We start from the raw sequence: 13500 nt of genomic DNA, 5'->3' as shown, positions 1-13500 counted from the left end.
GCTGTCCATTCCGTCTTATTTAAACTCAAAATATAGTTAAATTTGAAGGATAATATGAAGGCAACATTTAAAAAGTATCTTTTAGATTTTAAAAACCCGAGCGGAACTTCTAGGGGAATTCTAAGAACCAAAGAAACTTGGTTTCTTTTTTTAGAAGAAGAAGGAAAATGGGGTATTGGTGAATGCGGACTTTTTAGAGGTCTTAGTTTTGATGACGTTCCTGAATATGAAGAAAAATGTACTTGGGTAGCACATAACATCAATTTGGGAGAAACTGAACTGTTAATGCAGTTACAAGATTTTCCAAGTATTCAATTCGGGATAGAGCAGGCTTTTATGTCGCTACGCTCAAAAAATCCATTTCATCTCTTTGATTCTTCTTTTGTAAGTCATCAAAAGCCAATAGCTATAAACGGATTGGTTTGGATGGGGGATAGGGTATTTATGCATAGACAAATAGAAGAAAAACTAAAGGATGGCTTTTCTTGTATAAAGATGAAAATTGGTGCAATTGATTTTGATACTGAAATAGCCCTGCTGAAATCTATTAGAGAGCGCTATTCAAAAGAAGATATTGAACTAAGGGTTGATGCAAACGGGGCATTTACACCACAAGAGGCCTTATTTAAACTAGATATTTTATCTAAACTTGATTTACACTCTATAGAACAACCCATTAAACAAGGGCAAACTGAAGAAATGAAAAGGCTTTGTAGTAATACACCTTTGCCAATTGCTTTAGATGAAGAATTAATTGGCGTGGTCGATGTAACAAAGAAGGGTGAGTTGCTACAAACTATACAACCACAATATATAATTTTGAAACCAAGTTTGGTTGGTGGTTTTGCAGGAAGCGGTGAATGGATTTCTATTGCGAAGGAGAATAACATAGGGTGGTGGGTAACGAGTGCCTTAGAGAGTAATATTGGCTTAAATGCTATTGCCCAGTGGACGGCAACTTTAAATAATAAAATGCCACAAGGGTTAGGTACCGGTTCTCTATTCACAAATAATATTGAGAGTCCGTTAGAGGTTGATAATGGAGGTTTGTTTTATAACAGCTCTAAAAAATGGAATACAAATTTAATTGAAAGCTTATGTATATAGAACAGGGGTATAAAGGTGATATTGGATTATGGAAGTACTTAATTATTCCCGGTTGTTTTATTGGGTTTATGATAATGAACTACATAGCAATCGTATTATCTCCAGTTAGTGTAGAGGATAGTATGGAGCAAATGATAGCAAGTTTAGGCTCTAATTTGGTATTGATTATTTTACTTGTACCACTTGCTGTGGGTTTATTTGTGGTACTGGGATGGACGAAATTAGTACACTCTCAGAGCATTACTAGTTTAACGACATCAAGAAAAAAAATAGATTGGAAAAGAGTTTTTTTTGCCTTTGGTGTATGGGGATTGATAACAATAATTTTAACTTTTATAGGTATTTATTTATCTCCTGAAGATTACCTGTTTAATTTTAAGCTGATGCCATTTTTAAGTTTGGCTTTAATTGGGATAATCCTAATTCCTTTACAAACTAGCTTTGAGGAGTATTTGTTTAGAGGTTATATGATGCAAGGATTGGGTATTGCTGCCAAAAATAAATGGGTACCTTTAGTTGTCACTTCTGTATTATTTGGATTAATGCATTTGGGAAATCCTGAAGTAGAGAAACTGGGTTACGGTATAATGATATACTATATAGGTACTGGTTTTTTTCTTGGTATTATAACACTCATGGATGAAGGTTTAGAACTTGCTTTGGGTTTTCATGCCGCTAATAATTTAATTGGAGCGTTATTGTTGACTGCTGACTGGACTGCTTTTCAAACTGATTCATTCTATAGGGATGTTTCTGACCCAATTTTAGGTTGGGATGTCTTGGTGCCGGTATTTATAGTATTCCCTATTTTATTAATCATCTTTTCAAAAAAATATGTTTGGACTAACTGGAAAGAAAAATTGGCTGGAAAGGTGTTATCTAAAGAAGAATTTTTAAAATTAGATAATTAGTACAATGTATAAAGCTGTAGTGCACCCAAGTTTTTCCATTAATGGAAGGTCTATTTCTTTTGCCGATTTAACAGAAGTAAGTTATAGTCTAATTAAAGAAGGAGAAGAATTTGAAAAGCTTATAGGAGAATTTCTTTTAGATTGGATAGATAATTCACCTACCATTTCGGTAAATACATCTGGTTCTACCGGTACTCCAAAAACAATCGTCTTAAAAAAGAGTCATATGGAGAATAGTGCCTTGGCAACAGGTAGCTATTTTAATTTATCTCCTGGTTCTTCTGCATTGTTGTGCTTGCCTGCTACTTATATTGCAGGTAAAATGATGTTAGTTAGAGCTATGGTGTTAGGGTTAGATATTCATTTCGTTCCACCTACTTCAAATCCGTTAGAAGGTATAAACAGGTCTTTTGATTTTGGCGCTATGGTACCCTTACAAGTTGCTAATTCGTTAACTAAGCTTTCCCTATTGCATAAATTATTTGTTGGTGGCGCTCCTATTTCTACTTCTTTAAGAAAGGAAATAAAAGAGATTTCAAATGCTAGTTATGAGACTTATGGTATGACAGAAACTATAACGCATATTGCAGTTAAGCCTTTGAATAATATCGTAAGTGATGATATGCCTTTTTCTGTCTTGCCAGATGTTGTAATAACTAAAGACGACCGAAACTGTTTGGTAATTAATGCTCCAAAGATTGCTGACGAACCTGTAGTAACTAATGATGTTATTGAATTGGTTTCTACGACAGAATTTAAATGGCTAGGCAGATTTGATAATGTAATTAATTCTGGGGGAGTTAAATTACATCCAGAACATATAGAGAAATTACTTTCCAAATATATAAATGTTCCTTTTTTTATTATAGGTGTTGAAGACGAAGAGTTAGGTCAAAAAGTGGTATTGGTAGTAGAGGATGCATCTAAAACTGAGATTCAAAAAGTAATTGATACTATTCAAGATATTAAGAAGTTCGAAAAGCCAAAGAATATTTTGGTTGCAAAAGAATTTCAAAGAACTGAAAACGGTAAAGTACAACGTTCTAAAACTCTCGAACAAATTTTGAAGCCTTAAATAATTCTACTATTTTCATCATTAGAAAATCCACTATCTAATGATCAAACAATTAATTATCTTATTATTTTTTGCACAAGGTTATGTATTAAACGCTCAGCAAATTCTAACTGAAAAAGAAAGAGCTCAGGTTATAGATGAAATATTAGACGACCGTTTCAATAATTTGCTGCCCGAACTTATGGATGCCGCAGACTTAGATATGTGGGTGGTTATCTCAAGAGAATATAATGAAGATCCCGTAATTAAGACAATGCTTCCGGCTACGTGGTTAAATGCCCGTAGAAGAACTATACTTTTGTTTTATAGAGATAAGGCAAAGAATACTATAGAGAAGCTGGCTGTAGCCCGTTACAACGTTGGTAAGAATATTGTTTCTGCGTGGGATAAGGAGAAAGAACCAAATCAGTGGGCACGATTAATGCAGTTGATTTCCGAAAGAAATCCGAAGAAAATCGGACTTAATTATTCTACAGATCACAATATTGCCGATGGCTTGGTAAAGACAGATTATGAAGAGTTTATGGCTAATCTGCCTAAGAAATACACTTCTAAGGTGACTTCAGCAGAACAATTGGCTGTTCGTTGGATTGAAACAAGGTCTGAGCGAGAAATGGTTATTTATAACCAATTGGTAGATATTACACATGACATTATTGCGGAGGCTTTTTCTGAGAAAGTAATTACGCCTGGTGTTACAACAACCTCGGATGTGGTGTGGTGGATGAGACAAAAAGTTACGGATATAGGGTTGGAAACTTGGTTTCACCCAACCGTAGATGTTCAAAGAAGTGAAAAGGGTAAAAAAAGCGAATTCTATTCTTTTGCAAATAAGCCTGATGATATGGTAATTCTACCGGGAGATTTAGTGCATTGCGATTTTGGTATTACTTATTTGCGTTTAAATACAGACTGTCAAGAATTGGCATATGTACTTAAGCCAGAAGAAACTTCTGCGCCTGACTTTTTGGTGAACGGATTAAAAGATGGGAATAGGGTACAAGATTTCTTGACCAACAATATGGTTAAGGGCAGATCTGGTAATGATATTCTAGCAAAGTCATTAAAAGAAGCAAAATCTGCTGGACTAAGACCTTCCATTTATACGCATCCACTAGGACTTTACGGTCATTCTGCAGGTACAACAATCGGTATGTGGGATTCTCAGGGCGGTGTTATGCGTGATGACGGTGAAAATTATGGTTTAAATCCAAACACGGTGTATGCTATTGAATTAAATACCACGGTTAACATACCAGAATGGAATAGAGATATACGTATCATGCTTGAAGAAGCCGGATTTTATGGTGAAGAAGGTTTTAGGTATGTTAATGGTAGACAAACAGAACTTTTGTTGATACCAAGAGTAAAAGGACATCAGGGTAATTAGTATTTCAGTTATAATTTTAAATACGTGTTGTCTGTTGAGAAAATTTAAGAATCTTATTTAAAATATGTCTTATACTTCATTTAAATAAAAAAACAAAATCTTGTCAAAATATTGATTAGGTGAATAATACTTTTATTTACCTAATCAATACTTTAAGTTATTGTTCATTTATTAAAGGGTGAGCTACACTACACCTGCAAAACCCCCATATTAAAAGGCTTTTCAATAGGTGCATGATCAGCGGCCTCTATCCCCATTGATATCCATTTACGGGTGTCTTTAGGATCTATAATGGCATCTGTCCATAATCTGGAAGCTGCGTAATAAGGAGAGACTTGGTTGTCGTAACGTTTCTTGATTTTATCGAATAGCTCAGTTTCCTTTTCTTCGGTAATGGTTTCACCTTTCTTTTTCAAAGAAGCCTTCTCAATTTGTAATAATACTTTTGCTGCCGAGTTTCCACTCATTACAGCAAGTTCTGCGCTTGGCCAAGCGACAATTAATCTTGGGTCATAAGCTTTACCGCACATGGCATAATTTCCTGCTCCGTAGCTATTTCCTATGACGATGGTGAATTTTGGAACGACGGAGTTACTTACCGCATTTACCATTTTAGCGCCATCTTTAATAATACCGCCATGTTCACTTTTGCTGCCGACCATAAAACCGGTTACATCTTGAAGGAAAACTAACGGAATTTTCTTTTGGTTACAGTTGGCTATAAATCGGGTTGATTTATCTGCGGAGTCAGAATAGATTACTCCGCCAAATTGCATTTCACCTTTTTTGGTTTTTACAACTTTTCTTTGATTGGCAACAATACCAACTGCCCATCCGTCTATACGTGCATAGCCGGTTATTATAGTTTGTCCGTAGCCGGCTTTGTATTCTTCAAATCCAGAATCGTCTACCAATCGTTTAATGATTTCCATCATGTCATACTGCTCGGCTCTTGAGCTCGGTAGAATTCCGTAAATATCATCCGGATTCTCTTTTGGCTTTACACTTTTCTTACGGTTGTATCCCGCTTTTGGGAAATCACCAATTTTATCCATTATATTCTTAATGGTGTCTAATGCGGCAGCATCGTCTTTCGCTTTATAATCCGTTACTCCGCTAATTTCACAATGCGTAGTTGCTCCGCCAAGAGTTTCATTATCAATACTTTCTCCAATAGCCGCTTTTACCAAATAGCTACCTGCCAAAAATATACTTGCGGTTTTATCAACTATTAAAGCCTCATCGCTCATAATAGGTAGATAAGCACCACCGGCAACACAACTACCCATAACAGCCGATATTTGGGTAATACCCATACTGCTCATAATCGCATTATTTCTAAAAATGCGCCCAAAGTGTTCTTTGTCAGGGAAAATTTCATCTTGCAATGGCAAGTATACTCCCGCGCTATCTACTAGGTAAATGATTGGAAGTTTGTTCTCGATAGCTATTTCTTGGGCTCTTAAATTTTTCTTTGCGGTTATCGGAAACCATGCTCCGGCTTTTACTGTTGCATCATTGGCTACAACAATACATTGCTTTCCCTGAACATAGCCAATTTTGATAACAACTCCGCCAGAAGGGCAACCACCATGTTCCTCATACATGCCATCACCTACAAAAGCCCCGACTTCTATTCGTTCAGATTTGGGATCTAAAAGATAATCAATACGTTCTCTGGCCGTCATTTTACCCTGGTCGTGCTGCTTGGCTATTTTGGCTTTTCCCCCACCTAAATAAACCTCGTTTAGCTTTCTTCTAAGGTCTGATAATAATAACTTATTCCTATCTTCGTTTTGATTGAATTTTAAATCCATTCTGTATAATTTCTTTTTCTTTCGATAAAGATAAGGAGTTAATTTTGGTGTTCATGCAACAAAAACAAAAAGTATGATAAAGTGGGGTATTGTTGGGGCAGGTAACATTGCCCATAGTTTTTCAAAAGATTTGGCTTTGGTAGATGGTGGTAAATTGGTTTCCGTTGCATCTAGAAGCTTATCGAAGGCACAAAATTTTGCAAATGAATATGGTGCACCCAATGCATTTGGTAGTTATGAAGATCTATTTAAAAGCGGTACGGCTGATATTATTTATTTGGCAACTCCACATACGTCACATGCAGATTTAAGTATTGCGGCAATGAAGGCGGGTAATGCTGTACTTTGTGAAAAGCCAATGGGTGTAAACAAAGTAGAGGTCGAAAAGATGATTACCGTGGCTAAGGAAAACAATGTTTTCTTAATGGAAGCCTTATGGTCACGTTTTAATCCTACTATCAAAAAGGTGAAAGAACTGGTAGATAATGGAACTATTGGCGACATTGGATATTTACATTCAGATTTTGCTTTTTATGCACTTGATAGAGATGAAGAAGGTCGATTGTTGAACCCTGATCTTGCAGGTGGTTCTTTATTGGATATAGGTATCTATGCCATATTTTTAGCTTATTTGATGTTAGGTAAACCAATAGATATTAAAGCAACGGCCAACTTCTACAAAACGGGAGTGGAGATACAGTGCAGTATGATTTTTAATTATGATAACGCACAGGCTTTATTGTATAGCGGACTTAATTCTAATTCAGAAAAAAAGTCTGAAATTGCCGGTAGCGAAGGTTCTATTTTTATTCACCCCAGATGGCATGAGTCTACAGGTTACACTTTAGAAAAAGATGGGGAAACAATTTCTTATGAAGTAGGAAAGAGGGGTAAAGGGTATGTGCATGAAATTGAGGAAGTTCATGATTGTTTAAATTCAGGAAAGAAGGAGAGCGGTTTATGGAATCACCAAAATACTTTGGATCTAATTGAGATTATGGATTCTGTACGAAAAATAACAGGAATTAAGTTTCCGTTTGAATAATAGCAGGGCTAATAGTGGACAAATGTCTTAAAATTTACGATATTTGACGTTCGCTTAAATTTTAATCAACTCGAAAATGAACAAGAATACTGTGCTCACTTGGGCTACTTTTATTATGATTTTTGTAGGTCTGGCACTAATTGCATTAGGGGCTTTTCGCTATGATCAAGTTGCTGGTTGGGGTTTTGCATCCGTCGGAATTGGTTTTTTCGCTATTGCTTGGGTGTTCAACGCACTTAAGGGTAGAGTATAATTAATAATTTAATCAGTAGTAAGGATCTTCTACTGCATGATAATTTTTTACTAAACACTATAATTTTATGTCAGACGATAAAAAGGTAATCTTCTCCATGTCAGGAGTTACGAAAACCTATAAAAACGCTAACACCCCAGTTTTAAAGAACATTTACTTAAGTTTTTTCTATGGTGCCAAAATCGGAATCTTAGGTTTAAACGGGTCTGGTAAATCTACTTTACTGAAAATAATTGCGGGAGTAGATAAGAACTTTCAAGGTGATGTTGTCTTTTCACCAGGTTACAAAGTTGGGTATTTAGAACAAGAACCTGAACTCGATGAAAACAAGACCGTATTAGAGATTGTAAAAGAAGGAGTTGCAGAAACAGTTGCTATTCTTGATGAATACAATAAGATAAACGATATGTTCGGTCTTCCTGAAGTATATGAAGATGCAGACAAAATGCAGAAGTTGATGGATCAACAAGCTGTGTTACAAGATAAAATTGATGCTGCAAACGCTTGGGAACTTGATACCAAGTTAGAAATTGCAATGGATGCTTTACGTACTCCAGATTCAGATAAGAAAATTGCCGTATTGTCCGGTGGTGAAAGAAGAAGGGTAGCTTTATGTAGATTACTGCTTCAAGAGCCAGAGATTTTATTGTTAGATGAGCCTACCAACCACTTGGATGCAGAATCTGTACACTGGTTAGAGCATCATTTGGCGTCTTACAAAGGAACGGTTATAGCCGTAACACACGATAGGTATTTTCTGGATAATGTTGCCGGTTGGATTTTAGAGTTGGATAGAGGTGAAGGTATTCCTTGGAAAGGAAATTACTCTTCTTGGTTGGATCAAAAGTCTAAGCGCATGGCTCAAGAAAGTAAAACAGCTTCTAAAAGGCAGAAAACATTGGAGCGAGAACTTGATTGGGTGCGTCAAGGTGCAAAAGGCAGGCAAACCAAACAAAAAGCACGTCTTAAGAATTATGATAAGTTAATGAGTCAAGATCAGAAACAGCTTGATGAAAAACTTGAAATTTATATTCCTAACGGACCACGTTTAGGTACCAATGTTATTGAAGCGAAAGGAGTAAGTAAGGCTTATGACGATAAGTTGCTATATGAAGATTTGAACTTTAAATTACCGCAAGCTGGTATTGTTGGTATTATTGGACCAAACGGTGCCGGTAAGACTACGATATTTAGAATGATCATGGGTGAGGAAACTCCTGATAAAGGGGAGTTTGAAACTGGTGAAACAGCTAAAATTGCATATGTTGATCAAAGTCATTCTAATATTGATCCTGAAAAAACCATTTGGCAGAATTTTAGTGATGAGCAAGAATTGGTGATGATGGGTGGTAAGCAAGTGAATTCTCGTGCTTACTTAAGCAGATTCAATTTCTCAGGTAGTGAGCAGAATAAAAAAGTGAATATGTTATCTGGTGGTGAACGTAACCGTTTGCACTTGGCAATGACCTTAAAAGAAGAAGGCAACGTTCTTCTATTAGATGAGCCTACCAATGATTTGGATGTGAATACGCTACGTGCATTGGAAGAAGGTTTAGAAAACTTTGCTGGTTGTGCAGTGGTAATATCGCATGATAGATGGTTCTTGGATCGTATTTGTACACACATCTTGGCTTTTGAAGGTGATTCTCAAGTGTATTTCTTTGAAGGGTCTTTCTCTGATTACGAAGAGAATAAGAAGAAGAGACTAGGTGGAGATCTTATGCCAAAGCGAATCAAATACAAGAAACTGATTAGATAATAAATAATCAAAATAAAAAAGCCCGCAATTGCGGGCTTTTTTATTTTCAGCTAACAGCTAACAGCTAACAGCTAACAGCTAACAGCTAACAGCTAACAGCTAACAGCTAACAGCTAACAGCTAACAGCTAACAGCTAACAGCTAACAGCTAACAGCTAACAGCTAACAGCTAACAGCTAACAGCTTAAATTAGTATTCCTCATTAGGGTACCAATCTAATTGTATTACTTCAATATCTTGGTTGCCTGCATCTACTAATTGCTTAAATTTTGCAACATCACTAACATCTGGCTTGCCTCTGTAATGATAAGGATATACTTGTTTAGGTTTAAAGTCTAAAACGGCAGCAGCAGCACTTTCCTCTGTCATAGTATATGGTAGGTTCATACATATAAAAGCTTTATCTATGTTTTTTAAAGAACGCATTTCAGGAATATCTTCGGTATCTCCAGAGAAATAAATACGCTGACCATCAATATTAAGAACATAACCGTTACCGCGTCCTTTTTCATGAAATTTTAAAGCCTCTTTTCTTAAGTTGTACATGGGTATGGCTTCTATGGTAATGTCGTTAAGTTCTGTATTAGTACCATTTGCCATAATTTCCAATTTTTCTGAATATTCTTTAGGTAATTTATCTGCAACCGCCTGTGGTACTACAAAAGTGGCGTTAGAAGTGTTTAGGGCATTTAAGGTTTCTACGTTTAAATGATCACCGTGTATATCGGTAATCAATATTAGGGTAGGGTTCTTTTGACCTTCAAAAGCAACAGCTCCGCCTACTGGATCAATATAAATGACAACATCGTTCCATTCTAAGACTGCCGTTGCATGTTCTATGGGAGTGATTTTAATGTCTGCTGATTTGCGCTCGTTAATTATTTCGGTAACCGATTTGCTTTCTTCAATTTCGGTTGTAGTGTCTACATCGTTCTCTGCTTTTTTGGCATCTTTACATGCAAATGTCATAGATCCCAATATTAGTAAAACAAGCAATTTATTTATTTTCATTATGTTACGTTAAAAGTGTTAGTTCCATTTTAATATTTGATCGAAGGTACTCTAAATTATCTTCCAAAGGCACATTTTTAAAACCGAATTTCTTATATATATGCAGTGCGGGGTCTAATTTGGTACTAGAGTATAATTCTAGAGTTTCCCATTTTTTAGTCTTTGAAAATTCTATAGCATGAACTAGCATTTTTTGTCCGATTTTTAAACCTTGATGTTTTTTGTCAACTGCCATCTTGCCCAATTCATAACGATTGGCCTTCTTTTTAATCAATGCAAAGCATCCAACGGGTTCATTATTCCATAATCCAATAAAGATATATCCGCCTTTATCAATAATGGTAGATTGACTATATTCCAATAACTCCCTGTCTTTTTCTTCGACCTTGAAATATTCAGTAATCCAGGCAATATTCAAATCTCTAAAGTTTTGAGTATATTTAGGCTCGTAAAGCACAATGCTAAGCATGGTTTTAAGGTGTTTTTTTTAACTTGTCAACTAAGGTATGTCATATTATATAGTCACTGCCAAGGTTTATAAATTAATTTAACAATAAAAAATCTAAAATTTGAATTACCACGTATATAAACTGAACAAACAGACACTTTATTAAATTAAACATTATGACTGAAACAAAAAACAACAATGGCTTAAAGGTTTTGACCGCTCTTTTAGGTGTTGTGCTTTTAGGTACTATCATTTACACAGTTAGTCTTTACCAAGACAAAAAGAAGACTGAAGTAGTACTTACCAAAGAAAAAGAATTGGTAGTTGAAGATTTAAATAGCTTAAAATCGGAATATGATAAGGCTATTTTAGAAAGCAACGCCACTAATGAGGAGTTGGTAAGCGCTAGAGATAATATTGCAAAATATATTGACTCTGTAAAAACTATGAAAGCCGATATTGGATCTTTATCTAGATATAGAAGACAAGTTGGTGTTCTTAAAGCTGAAAGAGAGCAATTATTGAAGCAAGTAGATTCTTTAACACGTTCTAATACTGCTATTGCTATGCAACGTGACAGTACGTACGTTGAATTGGAGAAGCAAACTGTATTTAATGATTCTTTAGTAGTACAAAACACAAACTTGGCTCAAGTAGTTGAAAAAGGTTCTGCGTTGAACCTATCTAAATTTAATGTAGATGCAGTTAAAGAGCGTAACAGTGGTAAATTGGTTTCTACACAAAGAGCTAGAGCAACTGATAAATTTAAAATTTGTTTTACTGTAGCCGATAACGTAATTGCACAAGCTGGTGACAGAGAATTTTTCTTAGAGGTTTTAGATCCTCAAGGTAATGTACTTGGTGGTAGCAACTCTATGACAAATGATAATGGAGCTTCTATTACTTATAGTAAGCAAACTGGTTTCTACTACGAGAACAAATCTTTAGATGTATGTGATTATATCAGTAAGCCTTCTGGTGATTTTAAAGATGGTAATTACATGGTAAACGTATATGACGATCAATTAAAATTATTGGGTACCTCTAAATTCATGTTGAAGTAATAGTTTTAAAAGCATATAATAAAAAAGGCGACCAATTGGTCGCCTTTTTTTATTCCGGAAAGTTGTAATTAGTCTTTTAAACTACCGACCATATTTTCAGGTTTTACCCATTCATCATAATCTTCAGCAGAAACATAACCTAGATTTACAGCTTCTTCTTTTAACGTTGTACCGTTTTTGTGTGCAGTATTTGCAATTTCAGCAGCTTTGTAATACCCGATTTTGGTATTTAAGGCAGTAACCAACATAAGTGAGTTATTCAATAACTCCTTAATTACATCATGATTTGGTTCTATACCAGCGGCACAATGCTCTTCAAAACTTACGCAGGCATCACCGATTAATTGTGCTGATTGTAAAATATTTGCAGCCATCATTGGTTTAAAAACATTTAATTCATAATGACCTTGCGTGCCACCAACGCTAACGGCAACATCATTACCCATAACTTGTGCACAAACCATAGTTAACGCCTCACATTGCGTAGGATTAACTTTTCCGGGCATAATAGAACTACCTGGCTCATTTGCCGGAATAATGATTTCACCTATACCTGAACGAGGACCTGAAGCCATCATTCTAATATCATTGGCTATTTTATTCAATGAAACTGCTAATTGCTTTAATGCGCCGTGACTTTCAACAATGGCATCATGTGCAGCAAGAGCTTCAAATTTATTTTCAGCAGTAATAAATGGTAAACCTGTAAAATCTGCAATGTATTTGGCGACCAAAACATCGTATCCTTCAGGAGTATTTAAACCTGTGCCAACAGCAGTTCCTCCTAAAGCAAGTTCACTTAAATGGGCAAGTGTATTGTTCAGTGCTTTTAAACCATGGTCTAATTGAGAAACATATCCTGAAAACTCTTGACCTAAGGTTAGGGGAGTAGCATCCATTAAATGCGTACGACCTATTTTGACTACGTTCTTAAATTCAACAGATTTTTTCTGAAGTGTATCTCTTAATTGAGTGACACCAGGTATGGTAACTTCAATTACCTTTTTATACACAGCAATGTGCATACCGGTAGGGAAGGTGTCATTTGATGATTGCGATTTGTTTACATCATCATTTGGTTGAATTGTTTTTTCGCCTTCACCAATTACATTGCCAGCAATTTCATGAGCCCTGTTGGCAACTACTTCATTTACGTTCATGTTACTTTGTGTACCAGAACCTGTTTGCCATATTACCAAAGGAAATTGGTCATCATGCTTGCCTTCTAATATTTCATCGCAAACCTGTGCTATCAAATCTCTTTTCTCTGATGTTAATACGCCAAGTTCGCAATTGGCATATGCAGCAGATTTTTTTAAATATGCAAAGCCATAAACTATGTCTAAAGGCATTGATGCCGAAGGACCAATTTTGAAATTATTTCTAGAACGTTCTGTTTGCGCTCCCCAATATTTGTCTTTGGGAACCTCAACATTACCCATGGTATCTTTTTCGATTCTGAACTCCATAATCTTATAATTTATATGAATCTTAAGTTAACTTATTAATATCGCCCCAAAAATAAGGTTTACATTTATTTTTATTGTGACAACTTTGTTGTGAAAAGTAAAATTAATTTTGCAGAACGTTTGCAAAAAATAATTCGTTTATGGTATCTTT

General features: G+C 35.6%; 12 protein-coding genes. 8 read left to right on the top strand and 4 right to left on the bottom strand.

Annotation, left to right across the window (positions count from 1 at the left end):
* Window positions 1-54 precede the first annotated feature (54 nt).
* The 4 genes from SJY30_RS06730 to SJY30_RS06715 are packed head-to-tail and all read left to right on the top strand — an operon-like array spanning window position 55 to window position 4483.
* A complete protein-coding gene (locus SJY30_RS06730; protein ID WP_396634807.1) occupies window positions 55-1107 on the top strand; it encodes an o-succinylbenzoate synthase in 1053 nt (350 codons plus the stop codon).
* Window positions 1098-2018 (top strand): lysostaphin resistance A-like protein, encoded by a 921-nt coding sequence (locus SJY30_RS06725; protein ID WP_396634806.1) that lies wholly within the window; start codon window positions 1098-1100, stop codon window positions 2016-2018. Before SJY30_RS06730 ends, SJY30_RS06725 begins: the two co-directional genes overlap by 10 nt.
* Window positions 2019-2022: 4 nt before the next feature.
* On the top strand, window positions 2023-3093 hold the full coding sequence (locus tag SJY30_RS06720) for an AMP-binding protein (protein WP_396634805.1): 1071 nt from the start codon (window positions 2023-2025) through the stop codon (window positions 3091-3093).
* Between the two features lie 40 nt (window positions 3094-3133).
* A complete protein-coding gene (locus SJY30_RS06715) occupies window positions 3134-4483 on the top strand; it encodes a M24 family metallopeptidase (protein ID WP_396634804.1) in 1350 nt (449 codons plus the stop codon).
* Window positions 4484-4671: 188 nt separating this feature from the next.
* Here SJY30_RS06715 and SJY30_RS06710 read toward each other — a convergent pair whose 3' ends face one another.
* Window positions 4672-6300 (bottom strand): acyl-CoA carboxylase subunit beta, encoded by a 1629-nt coding sequence (locus SJY30_RS06710; protein ID WP_396634803.1) that lies wholly within the window; start codon window positions 6298-6300, stop codon window positions 4672-4674.
* 73 nt (window positions 6301-6373) lie between these two features.
* Here SJY30_RS06710 and SJY30_RS06705 point away from each other — a divergent pair, with 73 nt between their 5' ends.
* The 3 genes from SJY30_RS06705 to ettA all read left to right on the top strand — a co-directional run bounded on the left by SJY30_RS06705 (window position 6374) and on the right by ettA (window position 9357).
* Window positions 6374-7345, top strand: a complete 972-nt coding sequence (locus tag SJY30_RS06705; RefSeq protein WP_396634802.1) for a Gfo/Idh/MocA family protein — start codon at window positions 6374-6376, stop codon at window positions 7343-7345.
* Between the two features lie 76 nt (window positions 7346-7421).
* The gene (locus SJY30_RS06700) at window positions 7422-7598 is read left to right on the top strand and encodes a CAL67264 family membrane protein (protein ID WP_167333101.1); all 177 of its coding nucleotides are present in this window, start codon (window positions 7422-7424) and stop codon (window positions 7596-7598) included.
* A gap of 67 nt (window positions 7599-7665) precedes the next feature.
* Window positions 7666-9357 (top strand): energy-dependent translational throttle protein EttA, encoded by a 1692-nt coding sequence (gene ettA / locus SJY30_RS06695; protein WP_396634801.1) that lies wholly within the window; start codon window positions 7666-7668, stop codon window positions 9355-9357.
* A gap of 189 nt (window positions 9358-9546) precedes the next feature.
* Here ettA and SJY30_RS06690 read toward each other — a convergent pair whose 3' ends face one another.
* Both SJY30_RS06690 and SJY30_RS06685 read right to left on the bottom strand, forming a co-directional pair.
* Window positions 9547-10368: an MBL fold metallo-hydrolase gene (locus SJY30_RS06690; protein ID WP_396634800.1), complete on the bottom strand. Its 822-nt coding sequence runs from the start codon at window positions 10366-10368 to the stop codon at window positions 9547-9549.
* A 4-nt stretch (window positions 10369-10372) separates the two neighbouring features.
* On the bottom strand, window positions 10373-10837 hold the full coding sequence (locus SJY30_RS06685) for a GNAT family N-acetyltransferase (protein WP_396634799.1): 465 nt from the start codon (window positions 10835-10837) through the stop codon (window positions 10373-10375).
* A 155-nt stretch (window positions 10838-10992) separates the two neighbouring features.
* Between SJY30_RS06685 and SJY30_RS06680 the strand changes: the two genes are divergently transcribed.
* Window positions 10993-11880 carry a hypothetical protein gene (locus tag SJY30_RS06680; protein WP_396634798.1) on the top strand — a complete coding sequence of 296 codons (888 nt, stop codon included), beginning with the start codon at window positions 10993-10995 and terminating at the stop codon, window positions 11878-11880.
* A gap of 68 nt (window positions 11881-11948) precedes the next feature.
* On the opposite strand, the gene fumC is transcribed toward SJY30_RS06680, so the two are convergent.
* The gene (gene fumC, locus SJY30_RS06675; protein ID WP_396634797.1) at window positions 11949-13349 is read right to left on the bottom strand and encodes a class II fumarate hydratase; all 1401 of its coding nucleotides are present in this window, start codon (window positions 13347-13349) and stop codon (window positions 11949-11951) included.
* Window positions 13350-13500: the final 151 nt, after the last annotated feature.

The sequence above is a fragment of the Maribacter sp. R86514 genome, assembly GCF_044597005.1.
Lineage (GTDB): Bacteria > Bacteroidota > Bacteroidia > Flavobacteriales > Flavobacteriaceae > Maribacter.
The sequence above is the reverse complement of the archived record's forward strand: the minus strand, read 5'-3'. Positions and strand labels throughout refer to the sequence as shown.

Excerpts from the sequence above, each read along its gene's own strand:
- SJY30_RS06730 (WP_396634807.1), top strand. The coding sequence starts at position 55 with ATGAAGGCAACATTTAAAAAGTATCTTTTAGATTTTAAAAACCCGAGC.
- SJY30_RS06725 (WP_396634806.1), top strand. The coding sequence starts at position 1,098 with ATGTATATAGAACAGGGGTATAAAGGTGATATTGGATTATGGAAGTAC.
- SJY30_RS06720 (WP_396634805.1), top strand. The coding sequence starts at position 2,023 with ATGTATAAAGCTGTAGTGCACCCAAGTTTTTCCATTAATGGAAGGTCT.
- SJY30_RS06715 (WP_396634804.1), top strand. The coding sequence starts at position 3,134 with ATGATCAAACAATTAATTATCTTATTATTTTTTGCACAAGGTTATGTA.
- SJY30_RS06710 (WP_396634803.1), bottom strand. The coding sequence starts at position 6,300 with ATGGATTTAAAATTCAATCAAAACGAAGATAGGAATAAGTTATTATTA.
- SJY30_RS06705 (WP_396634802.1), top strand. The coding sequence starts at position 6,374 with ATGATAAAGTGGGGTATTGTTGGGGCAGGTAACATTGCCCATAGTTTT.
- SJY30_RS06700 (WP_167333101.1), top strand. The coding sequence starts at position 7,422 with ATGAACAAGAATACTGTGCTCACTTGGGCTACTTTTATTATGATTTTT.
- ettA (WP_396634801.1), top strand. The coding sequence starts at position 7,666 with ATGTCAGACGATAAAAAGGTAATCTTCTCCATGTCAGGAGTTACGAAA.
- SJY30_RS06690 (WP_396634800.1), bottom strand. The coding sequence starts at position 10,368 with ATGAAAATAAATAAATTGCTTGTTTTACTAATATTGGGATCTATGACA.
- SJY30_RS06685 (WP_396634799.1), bottom strand. The coding sequence starts at position 10,837 with ATGCTTAGCATTGTGCTTTACGAGCCTAAATATACTCAAAACTTTAGA.
- SJY30_RS06680 (WP_396634798.1), top strand. The coding sequence starts at position 10,993 with ATGACTGAAACAAAAAACAACAATGGCTTAAAGGTTTTGACCGCTCTT.
- fumC (WP_396634797.1), bottom strand. The coding sequence starts at position 13,349 with ATGGAGTTCAGAATCGAAAAAGATACCATGGGTAATGTTGAGGTTCCC.